The following is a 16,194-nucleotide window of genomic DNA, read 5'->3' on the forward strand; positions in this document are numbered from 1 at the left end:
GTATATTGCGTCACAATCCCGCCCGTCAGAGGCGGGTCAGTCAGGCAACCGAGCAGGTAACACCATGAACACCCCTTCCCGACGCAATTTCCTTGCGGCCACTGGCGCACTGACCCTTACCGCAGCCTGCGGCAACGGCGTCGGCTCCCGCGGCGCTGAAACCATTGACGCCCGCGTGGATGCTACGCTGAACTTCATGTATCGCGAGTTTCCCGGCACGCAGGACCTGCGCCGCAAATCCACCGGCATGCTGGTGATGCCGCTTGTGACCGAAGCAGGGCTCGGCATTGGCGGCTCCTACGGGCGCGGCGCGCTGCGCATCAACGACACGACGGTAGATTATTACTCTGCCGCTCAGGCCAGCATCGGCTTGCAGATCGGTGCGCAACAATACGCCCATGTGCTCTTTTTCATGACAGACGGCGCTTTGATGGATTTCCGCCGTTCCCAAGGCTACGCTGCGGGGGCCGATCTGGAATACGCGCTGCAAGGCGAAGGTCAAAGCCTCAAGGCTGGCACCACCACATCGCTCGCACCTGTCATCGCCGTGGTCTTTGGCCAAGCTGGCCTGCGCGTTGGTGCCACGCTCGAAGGCACCAAATACACCCGCATCATCCCCTGATACTGGTTTCACTTTGGCGAAAATACTCTCGCCGAAGGCAAAAGGGCCGCCCTCACAGGCGGCCCTTGAAATAACAAAAACAAATGCGCCGCAGGCGCGTAATTGGTTCAGCTGAGCGCGCGCAACCGCTTAATCAGCGACGACGTATCCCAGCGCCCGCCGCCCATCGCCTGCACGTCCTTATAGAACTGATCCACCAAGGCCGTCACCGGCATCGGCGCCCCAATCTCGTCGCCTGTCTTTAGACAAATCCCCAGATCCTTGCGCATCCAGTCCACCGCAAAGCCCAGATCAAACTCATCATCGATCATCGTCTCATAGCGATTGCTCATCTGCCAAGATCCGGCGGCCCCGGCAGAGATCACCTCGACCACCGCCTTGCCGTCCAGCCCCGCCTTATCGGCAAAGTTCAACGCCTCAGACAGGCCCTGCATCAGCCCCGCGATGCAAATCTGGTTGACCATTTTGGTCAACTGACCCGAGGCACTCTCGCCCAGCCGTTTACACACTTTCGCATACGCCGCCATCACCGGCTCTGCGCGGGCGTAAATGTCCTCATCACCGCCGCACATTATCCCCAGCTGACCGTTCTCAGCCCCCGCCTGACCACCGGAAACCGGCGCGTCCACAAAGCCCACGCCGATCTCTTTGGCGGCTGCGTAAAGCTCGCGCGTCACGGCTGCCGACACTGTCGTATGGTCCACGAAAATCGCGCCAGACCCCATGCCCGCAAACGCGCCATCCTCGCCCAGACAGACCGAGCGCAGATCGTCGTCATTGCCCACACAGGCCATCACGAAGTCACACCCCTCAGCCGCCTCGCGCGGGGTCGCGGCATGGCTCCCGGAATGCTCACCAGTCCAAGCCTCCGCCTTTGCCGTGGTGCGGTTATAGACCACGACCTCATGGCCTGCCGCCGCCAGATGCCCGGCCATCGGATATCCCATCACGCCCAGCCCTAAAAATGCAACTTTCGCCATCGGCTTTTCCCCTCGCTCTTTCGCAGTTATAGCAAGCCAGACGTAACGGACCCGCCGGGTCTGTCAATGGTGAGGGCAAGATGGCCATTCTCTTTCGCTGGCTGTTCCGTTTGGTGACTGCAGGCTTCGTCCTTGCCGGTCTGGCCATGGCGCTTGTCTATTATTTTGGCTCCCGCTCGCTGCCCGATTACAGCGGCGAGGTTAGCCTCGAAGGCCCCAACGCCCCGATCGAGATCGTGCGCGACAACGCCAACGTCCCGCATATCTTCGCGCAAACCGATGCGGATGTGTTCTTCGGCCTCGGCTATGCCCACGCTCAAGACCGCCTGTGGCAAATGACGATGCTGCGCCGGACCGTCCAAGGCCGCCTGTCCGAGCTGTTTGGCGACCGCACCATCCAGATCGACGCGCTGCTGCGCCGCCTTGATCTTTATAACCTCGCCGTCCAATCAGTGGAGGCGCAAGACGCCCCCACGCGCGTCGCGCTGCAAGCCTATGCTGATGGCGTCAATGCGCGCCTGCGTCAGGTTAATGAGGACGCATTGGGTCGCGGCGCGCCTGAGCTGTTCCTTTTCTCCAACCGCATCGCCCCGTGGCAGCCTGCTGATTCCGTCGCCGTCATCAAGCTGATGGCCTTGCAACTCAATGGCCAGATCGAAGCCGAAGTGCTGCGCGCCCGCGCCTCCCTCACGCTGGAGGCCGACCGCGTGAAGGATATCCTGCCCGACATGCCCGGCACCGGCGTCGCTGCCCTGCCCGAATATGCCCAGCTCATTCCCGGCGCAGTCCCGAATATCCGCACGGCCTCCTTGCCCCATGACCCGCTCAACCCCGCCAAGCCCCGCGCCTTTGCCGGGGCCTCCAACGGCTGGGCTGCCGCACCTGCGCGCTCTGCCAGTGGCGGCACACTTCTGGCCAACGATCCGCATCTGGGCTTCACCGCGCCGTCGATCTGGTATCTCGCGCGGCTTGAGCTGGCCAGCGGCGGCGTCATCGGCGGCACGATCCCCGGCGTGCCCGTCGTCATGACGGGCCGCAGCGAGACGCTTGGCTGGGGCATCACGTCCTCCTACATGGATGATCTCGACCTGCATATCGAGAAGCTCAACCCCGACAATAGCAGCGAATACGAGACCCCGACCGGCTTTGCCGAATTCCGCTCCCGCCCGTCTATCATTCAGGTCAAAGACGCCGATCCCGTGACCTTGACTTTGCGCTGGACTGAAAACGGCCCCGTCCTGCCCGGCACCCAGTTCGATCTGAACACCATAACCCCGCCGGGTCATGTCGTCTCCGTCGCGTGGACGGCGCTGACGCCCAACGACACCACGATGAGCGCGGCCATGGCCCTCATGAAGGCACAGGATATCGACACCGCGCTTGAGGCCTCCGAAGACTACATCGCGCCTTCCCAAAACCTCACGCTGGCCGATGGCGACCGCATCGCCATGCGCACCATCGGCGCGATGCCCCGCCGCGACGTCCGCCACCAATCCAAAGGCCGCCTGCCCAGCCCCGGCTGGCGGTCCGAGAACCGCTGGAAAGGCCGTCTCGACAGCGCGATCAATCCGGTTTTTGTCGCGCCCGACGGCGGCATCCTTGGCAACACGAATAACAAAACAGTCGAGCGCCCTTTCCCCAATCACGTCTCCTACGATTGGGGCGACAGCCAGCGCATCCAACGCTGGCAAAGCCTCATGCAATCGCGCGAGGTCCACACCCGCGAAAGCTTTATCGAGGCGCAGCTTGATACCGTCAGCATCACCGCCCGCAGCCTTCTGCCGCTGATCGGCGCAGACCTGTGGTTCACCGGCGAAGCTGCTCCCGATGGCACGCCCGAACGCCAACGCGAGCGCGCGCTGACCCTGCTCGCCAACTGGAACGGCGAGATGAACGAGCATCTGCCCGAACCGCTCATCTACGCCGCTTGGGTCCGCGCCTTGCAAGAGCGTCTGATCCGCGACGATCTCGGCCCCCTCGCGGATGAGTTCACCCATATCGAACCGCTCTTCATCGAACGCGTCTACCGCGATATCGACGGCGCCTCTGCATGGTGCGATATCCGCCAGTCCGCCGCGACTGAGGACTGCACCCAGATTGCCCGCCTTGCCCTTGATGATGCGATCATCTGGATCGAGGAAACCTACGGCACGACCCTCGAAAGCCTGCGCTGGGGCGATGCGCATCAGGCCACGCACGATCACCCGGTTCTGGGTGAAGTGCCCGTGCTGAACTGGTTCGTGAACATCCGCCAGTCCACCTCCGGCTCCGACAACACGCTGCTGCGCGGGCGCACCCTTGGCACCGGGCCGAACCCCTTCCTCAATGTCCATGGCGCGGGCTATCGTGGCGTCTACGATTTCGCCGATCCCGACAGCTCGGTCTTCGTGATTTCAACTGGCCAGTCCGGCCACCCGCTGTCGCGCCACTATGACGATCTGGGAGAGCTCTGGCGGCGCGGCGAATACATTCCCATGACGCTTGACCCCGATCTCGCACGGGCCGCCGCCGTGGGCGTCACGACACTTGTCCCACGTTAATTCGTTAAAATATCGTTTATTTACAGTGCGCTAAGGGTGCTGTCGGTATTATGTTAAGCTCTGCGATACCGCGTGGAAAATAACCCAGCGTTATCAACACCCGCCCCTCAATCCGCATGGTTTCGCACGCGAAACCTATAGTTGCGCGAACCGGTCTTTCTGCAACTGAGTCCAGCGCAGTTCAAACCGCTGACCCGTCTCCAACTGCTCTTCGTGCTGCACCACATCCTGCTCATAAAGCCATGCGCGCTTGCGCCCCTCGGCAAATTCCAGCGTGATCTCATCCTCAAACCGCGGCGCTTCCAATGTTGCGGTGATCGCCTCCAGCAAGGTCGCCATTCCCGCACCTGTCAGAGCTGAACATGTGAACACATGCTCCATCCGGTCGGCTTGCACCTGCAACGCCACGCCTGCCTCTCCCTCGACCAGATCCATCTTGTTCCAGACCTCCAGCAAAGGTGCGGCTTCGGCCACGCCCAAGGCCGTCAGAATGTCGCTCACATCCGCTGCCTGCTCTGCCGTTTCGGGATGCGAGATATCGCGCACGTGCAAGATCAAATCGGCGTCCAGCACTTCCTCCAACGTCGCGCGGAACGCGGCGACCAATTCGGTTGGCAAATCGCTGATAAAGCCCACCGTGTCCGATAGGATCACCTCTGGCCCATCGGGCAACTGCACCGCCCGCATCGTCGGGTCCAGCGTGGCGAACAGCATGTCTTTCGCCATCACCTTCGCCCCGGTCAGCCGGTTGAAGATCGACGACTTGCCCGCGTTCGTATAACCCACCAGCGCCACCACCGGATACGGCACTTTCGCCCGCGCCGCCCGGTGCAGTGCCCGCGTCTTCACGACCTTCGAAAGCTGCTTTTTGATCCGACCAATCGCGTCATCAATCGCGCGCCTGTCCGCTTCGATCTGCGTCTCGCCAGGACCACCCACAAAGCCAAGGCCACCGCGCTGCCGCTCAAGGTGGGTCCAGGCCCGCACCAGACGCGTCCGCTGATAAGACAGCGCCGCCATCTCGACCTGCAGCACGCCCTCCCGCGTCCGCGCCCGGTCCGAGAAAATCTCGAGGATCAGCCCCGTGCGATCCAGCAGCTTCACACCCCACGCCTTTTCAAGGTTTCGCTGCTGAACCGGCGTCACAGGCCCGTCGATCAAAACCAGCTCGACCTCATGGGCCTCAAAGAGCGCCTTCAGCTCCTCGATCTTTCCCGTGCCAAACAGCAACCCCGGATGCGCGCGCGGCAGGCGCACCACATCCTCGCCCACGACCTCAAGACCGGGCAAGGCCACAGCCAGCGCCACGGCCTCTGCCAAAGCATGAGCGGGCAGTCGCCGCCCTCGGTCATTTGAGATGTCGGGGTGTAAAACCCAGGCCCGGGTCACCCCGCGCCCGTGTTCTTCCATCGCGGTTATTCTTCGCCGTCGTAGAGGCTGATCGGAGCACCCGGCATGATTGTGCTGATCGCATGTTTGTACACAAGCTGGGATTGACCGTCGCGGCGCAAAAGCACGCAGAAATTGTCAAACCAGGTGATAACGCCCTGCAATTTCACACCGTTTACCAGAAAGATCGTCACCGGAACTTTCTGTTTGCGGACGTGATTCAGGAATGCGTCCTGCAGATTTTGTTTATCACCAGCCATGATTTTAGGCCCTTTTTTCTTGCGATGACCCCGGACGGGCCATGAGGAGTGTCAAGTCAGGGCGACAATGCGGGAACATTGAGGAAGAATCCAGCCCCAATATCAGCCTGTTATCCAGATACTTCGCACCTGCAGCATCAGCGCCTCCAGAAATCAGGGTTCAAAAGCGCGATGATGGCCAAAGTCTCAAGCCGTCCCAGCACCATAGCGGCGATCAGGATGCTTTGCGTCGCAGTGCTGAGGGCGGCGTAGGAAATCGGAAACGCCGCGGCCTCGGTCGCCAGCGGCCCGGTTGTAGAAAGTGCTGCAACCGTCAGTACAGTGGCCGTTTCAAAGTCCAGCCCGCTCATCGCCAGAAGCGTCATGATCAAGGCCAGCGTCACGGCAAAAAGCATAAAAAAGATCCATGCGATATAGGCACCTTGGCGCCGGATCCGCCGCGCCTCCCCACCGCTGCCCGCAATCGAGGACGGATGCACCAGCCGGTCAATCTCGCGCCGCCCGTGCTTGTAAAGCGCATAGACCCGCAGCAGTTTCACGCCCCCAGCCGTCGTGGCCACCCCGCCCCCGACAAGCGCCAATCCCATCAAGATCAAGCCCGGTGTCTGCAAGCCCGACCAGCTTTGTGCATCGCCCCAAAAGCCGCTCGCAAAGCCTGTCGTCGTCAGAAAGGAAATCGTGGTGAACAAACTGCCCCATAGCGCGCGAAACGCGCCGGCGGCGTTCTCGATCTGGTCGCCCTCATAGGCCCCCACCCAATGGCGCAGGAACAGCAGCATCGGCACGACACCCGCGATCAGCAAACCAATGCGAAACTCAGGATCTTCGCGCAGCCGGTTCGAATAGGTCGTCAACTGGTCCGTCCCGAAGGTTTGGCGCGACAGCGCAAAGAGGAAAAAGAGGATGATCAGAACTTCCCCCGCCAAGCCCGAGCTGCCATTGGCCACTCCGCCTACAGGCGAGATACCGCTTGTCGACAGGATTGCCATGGCATGGCAGATCGCCACGAACGGTGTCTCGCCCACCATCACAAGCCCGATCCACAGCACCAGCGTCAGCACCGTATAAATAGGCAGCAACCGCACGCCGTAGCGGGCCAGCCGGTCTGACAAGGTGGTCATCTGGCTGATCTGCGTGTAACGGCCCTGCGTGTCATCGCCCGAGCCCACCTCGAACCCGCCTAGATTCAACGGGGCAAGGATCGCCAGCGCCGAAACCCACAGGAATGCGCCCCCCAGCCAGCCGATGATGGCGCGCCAAAGGTGTAGGCTGTCGGGCAACACGGCGGGATCATCGAACAGCGTCGCTCCGGTCGTGGTCAGGCTTGAGACCATCTCGAAATAGGCGCCCAGATAGGTGCCGCTTTCCAGCGCTTCATAAAACGGAACCGCCGCCAGCGCGGGGATCAGCGTGAACGCTCCAAGTACGTTCAACAACTGATTGCGCGCAGGTTGGCGGATCGGCGTGTCGCGGGTCGCAATGCCCACAAGGATTGTCAGAAAGCTGAACAGGATCGCCCCGTAAAAGAAGGTGCGCGCCTCGTGCAGGTCGCGCACCACCAGCCCTTGCGCCGCAGGCACCAGCATCGCTAGCGACACCACTCCTGACAGGAGCACCAGCAGAGGAAGCTCCAGCAGGCGCGCCATCAGAAAAAGTCGATAGAGACCTGAAGCAACCGCTCGACCTCGCCCACATCCGCGGCCAGGGCGAACAGCGCGATCACATCACCCTCTTCAATGCGGGTCCCGCCTTTGGGCCGGATCATCTCGCCGCCCTTGATGATGCCGCCCACCAGCACGCCTTCGGGAAAGTCGATATCGCGGACCCTCTGGCCCGCGATTGGCGAGGTCGACAGCACCTGCGCCTCGATCATCTCGGCCTCAGCGTCGCCTATGGAGTAGACGTTTCGCACGCGCCCATGGCGGATGTGGCGCAGGATCGAGCTGACCGTCGTGGCGCGCGGGTTGATATATGCGTCCACCTCCAACGGCTGCATCAAAGGCACCAGTGTCGGATCATTCACCAGACAAATCGTCATCGAGCACCCGGCAGTCTTGGCGCGTACCGCGGCCAAAAGGTTGGTCTTGTCATCATCGGTGACGCACAACACCGCGTCGGCGCGGTCGATATTTGCCTCGGCCAGCAAAGCCTGATCCAGACCGTCGCCATTCAGCACAATCGTGCGCTCCAGCGCGTCTGCGGCCCGTTCGGCGCAAGGACGGTTCTTTTCGATAACCTTGACCCGAACGCGGTTCGTGCGCGCCTCCAGCGCTTGCGCGACGGTGAGGCCCACATTGCCACCGCCAACAATCACCAGTCTGTCCTGACGCATGGTGGTCTTGCCAAAAATCTCCAACGCGCGGGTCATGTCCTCGGTATGGGTGAAGATGTAGCATTCATCGCCCGCAAAGATCTGATCGCCCGCTTCAGGCGCGAAAAGCTTACCGTCCCGCCGAATGCCAACGACCACGCAGCGCAGCGTCGAAAAGAGGTCCGTCAACTGGCGCAGGGGCGTGTTGATAACCGGGCAATCCTCGTCAATCGTGATGCCCAAAAGCTGGGCTTTGCCTTCAAGGAATTCCTCAGTGTCAAAAGCGGCAGGCGCGGCAAGGCGCTGCAAAGCGGCCTCCGCCACCTCTTTCTCGGGGCTGATGACCACATCAATCGGCAGGTGGTCGCGGCGATAAAGGTCCGAATAAATCGCATCCAGATAGGATTGCGAGCGCAGACGCGCGATCTTGCGCGGGATCGAAAAGACCGAGTGCGCGATCTGGCAGGTGACCATGTTCACCTCGTCCGAATGGGTCGCCGCGATAATCATGTCGGCGTCATCGGCCCCTGCACGATCCAGAATATCGGGGTAGCTGGCAAAGCCCGCGATGCCCTGCACATCCAGCGTTTCGGTTGCGCGACGCACCAGATCGGCATTGTTGTCGACCACGGTTACGTCGTTGTTTTCACCGGACAAATGGCGTGCGATTTGCCAGCCGACCTGCCCTGCACCGCAAATGATTACCTTCATCGCCGATCCCTCGCGCTATCGGTCCTGTTGCGTCGCATGGCTTGCCCGAAAGGTCAAACCTTACCCGTCATCCTCAACATGCGCGACCCGCGCGCCGGATTTGTTGGACGTCACAACCCCAAGCGACTTGAGCTTGCGGTGCAAGGCAGAACGCTCCATCCCGACAAAGGTTGCGGTGCGACTGATATTGCCGCCGAAGCGATTGATCTGGGTCAGCAGGTATTCCCGCTCAAAGAGCTCGCGCGCCTCGCGCAAAGGCAACGTGGCCAGCGCGCCCGACAGGACAACGCGCCCCTCGTCGACCACCGGCTCTTCATTTGCTGGCAGCTCGCGCGCGGCGATGGGGCCAGTGCCATCACCCAGAATCAGCACCCGCTCGATCACGTTCTTGAGCTGACGGACATTGCCGGGCCACGGCATGGTTTGCAGCAGGGCCTGCGCCTCGTCGCTGATTTCTCGGGCGGGCAAGCCCTGCTCGCGGTTGAACAGGTCGATGAAGAAGTCGGCCAGCACCGGGATATCTTCGCGGCGGTCCTCAAGCGAGGGGACGTCGATCGGGACCACGTTCAGGCGGTGAAACAGCTCTTGGCGGAACGTGTCGGCTGCAATCGCGGCCTGCAGATCGCGGCTGGTCGAGCTGATGACCCGCAGATCGACGCGCACCTTATCGGTGCCGCCCACGCGTTGGAATTGCTGGTCCACCAGAACGCGCAGGATCTTGGATTGGGTGCCCATGGGCATATCCGCGATCTCGTCGAAATAGATGATGCCGCCATGGGCCTGCTCCAGCAGGCCCTGCTCGACCCCGCGTTCTGGCGTTTCACGGCCAAAGAGCCGTTCTTCCATCTGCTCAGGCTCAATGGAGGCAGAGCTGACTACGATGAACGGGGCATTCTGGCGATCCGAATGGGCGTGGATATAGCGCGCGGCAACCTCTTTACCGACGCCTGCAGGGCCTGTGAGCATCACGCGGCCATTCGACTTGGTGACCTTTTCCAGATGCGATTTCAATGCCTTGAAGGACGCACTTGATCCAACCATTTCAAGCTCGCCCACATCCTTGCGCTTGAGCACGGAGTTCTCGCGACGCAGGCGAGACGTCTCCATCGCGCGGGTGATGACGACCATGAGCTGGTCGATATTGAAGGGCTTTTCGATGAAATCGTAAGCGCCCTGCTTGATCGCAGCGACCGCAATTTCGATATTGCCATGGCCTGAAATGATGACGACCGGCACATCCGGGTTGTCGCGTTTGACGGCTTTCAGAATGTCGATGCCGTCCATCTGGCTGTCTTTCAGCCAGATGTCCAAGATCAGCAGAGCGGGCGGCTCTTTGTTGATCTCGGCCATCGCGGCGTCCGAGGTGCCTGCCAGCCGGACACTGAACCCTTCGTCTTTCAGAATATCCCCGATCAGCTCGCGGATATCGCGTTCGTCATCGACAATCAGAATGTCGCTCATGCCACCCTCATACGGTTTCTTCTTGTTTCAATTCGCTCGCGTCACGCGCGGCGGAGACAGGCAGCGTGATATGCGCCTGCGCCCCGGCATGGGAGTCGTTCTCAAATAGCGGCGCGTCATCCAGCGTCAGCGTGCCGCCATGTTCTTCGATGATTTTCTTGACGATGGGCAGGCCCAGCCCGGTGCCTTCGGACCGCGTGGTCACATAGGGCTCAAAGAGGCGGGACCGGTCAGCGGGCAGCCCGATGCCATTGTCTGCGATGCGGATATGCGCCTTGCCGGCATCCAATGTCAGGGAGACTTGAATCTGACCGTCATAGTCCGGATCAGCGGTCTTTTCTTTATATCCATCAATGGCTTCCCCGGCGTTCTTAATCAAATTCGTCAGCGCCTGGGAGATCATCGTATCATCCAGCGAGGTCACGACCGGGGTTTCCGGCAAATCGGCGGTGATCGTCACCGTCTCCTGGCCAGCGTCCTGCAACAGCACGGCGCCGCGCACCAAGGCGGTCAGGTCATGATCGCGGCGGTCAGGTTCGGGCATCCGCGCGAACTTGGAAAACTCATCAACTATGCGCCGTAAGTCATTGGTCTGACGCACAATCACCTCGGTCATCTGGTCCAGCTGATCGGCATCCTCCACCTCTTTGCGGAATTTGCGCTTGATGCGCTCGGCGCTGAGCTGGATGGGCGTCAGAGGGTTCTTGATTTCATGCGCGATGCGGCGAGCCACGTCGCCCCATGCGGCCATCCGCTGGGCCGACACCAGATCGGTCACGTCATCAAAGGCGACCACATAGCCTTCCAGGCTGCCATCCTCGCGCCGCCGGGTAGAGACGCGAACCAGCAGGTTTTCCATCTTGCCGTTACGGGTCAGACGCGTTTCTTGCTGGGCGACCTCGCTGCCCGCCTCGCGCAGACGCTCCAGAAGCGGGCCGAACTCGGGCACCGCGACGCTCAGCGGGCGCGCTTCTTGGTCGGCATCCCAATCCAGCAACCGCTCGGCTGAGCGGTTTACGAACGTGACCTTGCCGTTCTCGTCCAACCCGATCACGCCGGAGGTGACGGAGGTCAGCACAGAGTCAAATAACCTGCGACGGCGTTCGATCTGACGAGTGTTGTCCAGCAGCGTCTCGCGCTGGCCTTTCAACTGCTCCGTCATCTGGTTGAAGTAGCGGCCCAGCATGGCGATCTCGTCATCGCCCTCTTCCTCGCGCACGCGCATGTCCAGATTGCCGGTGCCCACCTGCTGTGCGGCCCCCGCCAGCGCGCCGATGGGGCGCGAGAGCCGTTCGGCGAACCAAAGCCCAAGCCATATAGCGGCAAGGATCAGGATCACGGCAAAGCCCAGATAGATCAGGCCGAATTGATAGAAGATGCGGCCCCGTTCCTGTTCCAACTGGTTATAAAAGGCCGCCGTTTCCTGCGTTTCGTCCAAAAGGTTCAGGATATCGCCATCCACGGTCCGTGAGACATAAAGGAAACGGTCCAGAAAGGCCGTTAGCGGGACAAGCGCGCGAAACTCGTTATTGTCCCAATCCGCGATGATCAGCAGGCCGGTGTCGCGTGCGGTGTCGATGTCGGTGCGGGATGGAGCTTCGAAATCAAAGAGGTATGAGCGTTCACCGCGGGCCCTGATCTCAGCATCGCTGTCGATGATATACGCCTCGCGCAGGCCGCGCTGAATCTGCGCCTGGCCTTGAGCAAGGATGCGGCGCACATCGCTGGCGGCCATGACCCCCGACTGGCGGCGCGTGATGTTCATGAATTGCGCCAGCGCGCGCGCGTCTTCGGTCAGATCGACGCGTTGCTCTTCCTCATAGGCCTCAGCCGCAGCGAGGGAGGAGCCCACAACCTCGCGGACCCGGTCCGAAAACCAGCCTTCGATGCCCACATTCAGTGTCAGGCCCGCGAAGATCGCCACCAGCACCGTGGGGATCAGCGCGACCGAGGCGAAGATGCTGGTCAGGCGCAGGTGCAGACGCGACCCCGCCGAGCGCGCGCGCCGCGCGGCGATCATGCGCGCGATGCGGAAAGCGACCAGTGTCGCGACAACCAGAACATAGACCAGATCGGCGATCAGGATCAGACGCAAAGAGGGCGACGTCGCGCCCATATCGAGAGGTCCCAGTGCCAGAAATGTCAGAAGGGTCAGGATTGGTCCAAGCAGGACCAGCCCCAAAGTGGCTGCGTTTTGAACCCGCCTGCGTCGCCTGAAACGACTCAATCGGTCCAGAACAGACCGTTGCTGGAGTGCCAAAGGCACCTCCCCTTATCCTGTGCCCCCGAAGGGGATGACCGCCATATCTGCGGGCTCTCAACCAGATTTCAGTCAGACTGACGCCCGCGGGCCACGCTATTGTTGCCCTTTTACATCAACTTGCGGCGGCGTGTCACGCGGATATCGAGATCGGTGATCTTCTTTCTGAGCGTGTTCCGGTTGATGCCCAGCAGATCGGCGCATTTGGCCTGATTTCCACCCGTGGCATCCAGTGCAATTTCGATCAGCGGCAGCTCCACCTCGCACAGAATACGCTGGTACAGGCCGGGTGGCGGCAGCACGCCGCCATGCAGATCGAAATAGCGGCGCAGGTGTTTGTTGACAGACGCGCTAAGCTTCTCGGTATCGCCGCCGCCCACAAGCGGTTCGATCTCGGGTTGGTTGCCCAGCATCATCTCGACCTCGGCGCGGCCAATCTCTTCCTCGGGCGAGGTCACCACCAAGCGGCGGATCGCGTTCTCCAACTGGCGCACATTGCCGGGCCAGCTATAGGCGCGGATCAGCTCTTGCGCGTCTTCGGAAAAGCGGCGTACGGGCGCGCCGTCGCGTTCGGCGCGGGCCATGAAATGCTCGGCCAGAAGCGGGATGTCATCGACACGTTCGCGCAAGGACGGCACCGACAGGCTGACGCCGCCGAGCCGGTAGAACAGGTCCTGTCGGAAGCTGCCCTGCTCCATCCGGTGCATCAGGTCGCTCTGGCTGGTGGCCATGATGCGTGGCGCGTTGTCAGACAGCGCATCCAGCATGCGGACGATTTTGCCTTGCGCCTCGTCGCTCAAATCCGCGACCTCATCAAACAGGATCGAGCCACCCTTGGCACGGCTCAAGACGGCAGAGGGGCCATCGACCCCTTCCAGATCAGCGGCGCTGACAGTGACAAATGGCAACGTGCGGCGGTCGGAAAAATCGTGGATCGCGCGGGCAATCAGGGATTTGCCGGTGCCGCTTTCGCCGGTGATCAGTACAGCCAGTTCGGTGTTCATCACGCGGGCCAAAAGGCGGTAGATCGCTTGCATCTGGGGCGTGCGGCCAATAAGCGGCAGGTCATCGCCTCTGGTCGCAGGCTCCTCGCGGGAGGTGGGCGCGCGGCGCTTGACCTCAAGCGCGCGCGAGGCGCGTTTCATCAGGTCGGGCAGATCAAACGGTTTGGGCAGATAGTCGTAGGCGTCGGCTTCGGTCGCCTGAATTGCCGTCATGATTGTGTTCTGGGCCGAGATCACGATGACCGGCAGGCCGGGGCGTTTCTGACCGATATGGGGCAGCGCATCCAGACCATTGCCATCGGGCATCATCACATCCGAGATGACCAGATCGCCCTTCCCTTCCTCGACCCACCGCATCAGCGTCATCAGCGAAGAGGTCGCGTGCACCTTGCAGCCCGCGCGGGTCAGCGCCTGGGTCAGAACGGTGCGGATTGTGCGGTCGTCATCAGCGACCAGAACGGTTCCATCCATCTATTCGGTCCTCAACTCTTTGGGGGCGACAGGCAAGGACAGGCGGAACACCGTCTTGCCGGGCACGGAATCAACGGCGATCCAGCCGTCATTTTCGTTAATGATCTTCGACACAAGCGCGAGGCCCAGACCGGTGCCATTTTCGCGACCCGAGACGAACGGATCGAAAATGCTGGAGGCCAGATCGGGCGGCAGGCCGGGGCCGTCGTCGATAATCTCGACCTGAAGGGGCAGTTTGGAGCCGGTCCCATCGGCGCGGCGCATCCGCAGGGAATGCTCGTAATAGGTGCGAATGCGGATCGTGCCGCCACTTGGATCAGCGGCTTGAGAGGCGTTTTTCAGCAGGTTCAAAAGGACCTGCACCAGTTGATCCGGGTCTACATAGGTCAGCGGCAGCGAAGGGTCGTAATCCTCCACCAGTTTCATATGCGCCCCGAACCCCACGGCTGCGGATTTGCGCGTGCGGTCCAGCAAATCGTGGATGTTGACCGGCTTGCGCTGGGGGGGACGCAGGTTGCCAAACTGCTCGACCTGCTCCAGCAATTTCACGATGCGGCGGCTTTCATCGACGATCAGATCGGTCAGTTCCTTGTCATCCTTGCTCAAGTTCATCGACAGCAATTGCGCAGCCCCGGTGATCCCTGCGAGCGGGTTCTTGATCTCATGTGCCAGCATCTCGGACATGCCGATGGCCGATTTCGCGGCGGCCTTGGTGGTCTGGCCGGAATTGGCGCGGCTGGCCAATTCGCGCGGAGAAATGATCAGGATCATATGGCCCGGCGCGCCTTGCAGCGGGGCGATCTGGATATTGCAGACCATCGGCGGGCGTTCCCCGCCGCCGGCTTCCACATCGTTGATATAAAGAGGGGTTTCGTCGCGACGCGCGCGGGCGTAGGCATCCTCGATCGAGACGTTGACGGCAATGCGGTCCCAGACAGGCGTGTCCTGCAGGGCCTTGGTTGACAGGTTCAAAAACGTCTCGGCCGCCGGGTTGCAATCAAGGATCGTGTCCTCTGGCCCGATCAGCAAGGCGGGCATCGGCAGAGAGGCCCAGATGGCGCTGGTTTTCGTCATGCCACGGCCCCCGCTTCGATGCTCAAAGCGTCGCCCAGAAGGGCTATAACGCGGTTCGGGTCGGCTTCTGTCAGGACGGCTTTGCGCAGGCCTGTGGGCGTGTTGGCCACGTCCATATACCAGCCCAGATGCTTGCGCGCGACGCGGGCACCAAGGGTGGCTCCGTAAAAAGACAGCATCGCTTCATAATGGGTGATAACCATGTCGATCAGCGCGGTCCCGGTCGGGATATCTGGTGCCGGGGTGCCATAAAGATCGGCGGCGATCTGCGCCAAAAGCCACGGTTTGCCTTGTGCGCCGCGCCCGATCATCACGCCATCACAGCCTGATTGCGCAAGCGCTTGCCGGGCGGTGGCGCTGTCTACGATATCGCCATTTGCAATAACCGGAATTGAGACTGCGTCTTTCACGGCGGCAATCGCGGCCCAATCCGCGCGGCCTTTATAGAACTGGCACCGGGTGCGGCCATGGATCGTCAGCATCTGGATGCCCGCCGCCTCGGCCCGTGTGGCTAGGCTGGGCGCGTTCAGTAAATCATCGTCCCAGCCCAGCCGGGTTTTAAGCGTAACCGGCACGTCAACCGCCGCCACCACAGCGTCGATCAGCGTCAGCGCGTGGTCCAGATCGCGCAGCAACGCAGAGCCGGAATAGCCGTTGGTCACTTTCTTGGCCGGGCAGCCCATGTTGATGTCGATGATGCTGGCTCCATTGGCCGCGACCATGCGCGCAGCCTCGGCCATCCAATAGGCGTCGCGGCCTGCGATCTGAACGGCGGTGCCGTCTGCCTCAAACCCCAACTCGGCCCGTTCGCGCACGCCGGGCTTGGCCTGCACCATCTCTTGGCTTGCGACCATTTCGCTGACCACGAGACCTGCACCAAAAGAGGCCACCAGATCGCGGAACGGCAAATCAGTGATCCCGGCCATCGGTGCGAGCAAAACAGGAGGCGTGAAGCCAAGCGACGACTTGACCGGTTCGGAAGGCATGTGAGGTGCTTAATCCTTATGCAGACCCTCTTGGAGTAGGTCTGCACGCACCGGAAATCAACGAAACACGCCATAATCTTGGGCGGAATTCAGCAAGTGATTAATTTTTAGGCATATAGTCCTCA

At 61.4% G+C, this 16,194-nt stretch carries 12 protein-coding genes; 2 read left to right on the forward strand and 10 right to left on the reverse strand.

Annotated elements, in window-relative coordinates; translation table 11 throughout:
* The first annotated feature begins 64 nt into the window (after positions 1 to 64).
* Complete coding sequence (locus KUW67_RS02660; RefSeq protein ID WP_224823712.1) at positions 65 to 622, forward strand: YSC84-related protein; 558 nt, start codon at positions 65 to 67, stop codon at positions 620 to 622.
* 107 nt (positions 623 to 729) lie between these two features.
* On the opposite strand, the gene KUW67_RS02665 is transcribed toward KUW67_RS02660, so the two are convergent.
* On the reverse strand, positions 730 to 1,602 hold the full coding sequence (locus tag KUW67_RS02665) for an NAD(P)-dependent oxidoreductase (RefSeq protein WP_224823713.1): 873 nt from the start codon (positions 1,600 to 1,602) through the stop codon (positions 730 to 732).
* Between the two features lie 80 nt (positions 1,603 to 1,682).
* Between KUW67_RS02665 and KUW67_RS02670 the strand changes: the two genes are divergently transcribed.
* Positions 1,683 to 4,142 carry a penicillin acylase family protein gene (locus KUW67_RS02670; RefSeq protein ID WP_224823714.1) on the forward strand — a complete coding sequence of 820 codons (2,460 nt, stop codon included), beginning with the start codon at positions 1,683 to 1,685 and terminating at the stop codon, positions 4,140 to 4,142.
* Between the two features lie 135 nt (positions 4,143 to 4,277).
* Here KUW67_RS02670 and hflX read toward each other — a convergent pair whose 3' ends face one another.
* The 9 genes from hflX to dusB all read right to left on the reverse strand — a co-directional run bounded on the left by hflX (position 4,278) and on the right by dusB (position 16,069).
* Positions 4,278 to 5,552 carry a GTPase HflX gene (gene hflX / locus KUW67_RS02675; protein ID WP_224823715.1) on the reverse strand — a complete coding sequence of 425 codons (1,275 nt, stop codon included), beginning with the start codon at positions 5,550 to 5,552 and terminating at the stop codon, positions 4,278 to 4,280.
* Between the two features lie 5 nt (positions 5,553 to 5,557).
* Entirely contained in the window at positions 5,558 to 5,791 is a 234-nt protein-coding gene (gene hfq, locus KUW67_RS02680; RefSeq protein ID WP_224823716.1) for an RNA chaperone Hfq, read from the reverse strand.
* Positions 5,792 to 5,928: 137 nt separating this feature from the next.
* Positions 5,929 to 7,437: a TrkH family potassium uptake protein gene (locus tag KUW67_RS02685; RefSeq protein ID WP_224823717.1), complete on the reverse strand. Its 1,509-nt coding sequence runs from the start codon at positions 7,435 to 7,437 to the stop codon at positions 5,929 to 5,931.
* On the reverse strand, positions 7,437 to 8,813 hold the full coding sequence (gene trkA / locus KUW67_RS02690) for a Trk system potassium transporter TrkA (protein WP_224823718.1): 1,377 nt from the start codon (positions 8,811 to 8,813) through the stop codon (positions 7,437 to 7,439). Before trkA ends, KUW67_RS02685 begins: the two co-directional genes overlap by 1 nt.
* A gap of 60 nt (positions 8,814 to 8,873) precedes the next feature.
* A complete protein-coding gene (locus KUW67_RS02695; protein WP_224823719.1) occupies positions 8,874 to 10,274 on the reverse strand; it encodes a sigma-54 dependent transcriptional regulator in 1,401 nt (466 codons plus the stop codon).
* Positions 10,275 to 10,281: 7 nt separating this feature from the next.
* Entirely contained in the window at positions 10,282 to 12,534 is a 2,253-nt protein-coding gene (locus KUW67_RS02700) for a PAS domain-containing sensor histidine kinase (RefSeq protein ID WP_224823720.1), read from the reverse strand.
* Between the two features lie 110 nt (positions 12,535 to 12,644).
* Positions 12,645 to 14,009, reverse strand: coding sequence for a sigma-54 dependent transcriptional regulator (locus KUW67_RS02705; protein ID WP_224823721.1), 1,365 nt, complete (start codon positions 14,007 to 14,009; stop codon positions 12,645 to 12,647).
* Entirely contained in the window at positions 14,010 to 15,083 is a 1,074-nt protein-coding gene (locus KUW67_RS02710; RefSeq protein ID WP_224823722.1) for a nitrogen regulation protein NR(II), read from the reverse strand. It lies immediately after the preceding gene.
* Positions 15,080 to 16,069 (reverse strand): tRNA dihydrouridine synthase DusB, encoded by a 990-nt coding sequence (dusB, locus tag KUW67_RS02715; protein WP_224823723.1) that lies wholly within the window; start codon positions 16,067 to 16,069, stop codon positions 15,080 to 15,082. Before dusB ends, KUW67_RS02710 begins: the two co-directional genes overlap by 4 nt.
* Positions 16,070 to 16,194: the final 125 nt, after the last annotated feature.

This window comes from Cognatishimia sp. MH4019 (assembly GCF_020177595.1).
GTDB lineage: Bacteria > Pseudomonadota > Alphaproteobacteria > Rhodobacterales > Rhodobacteraceae > JAHTBL01.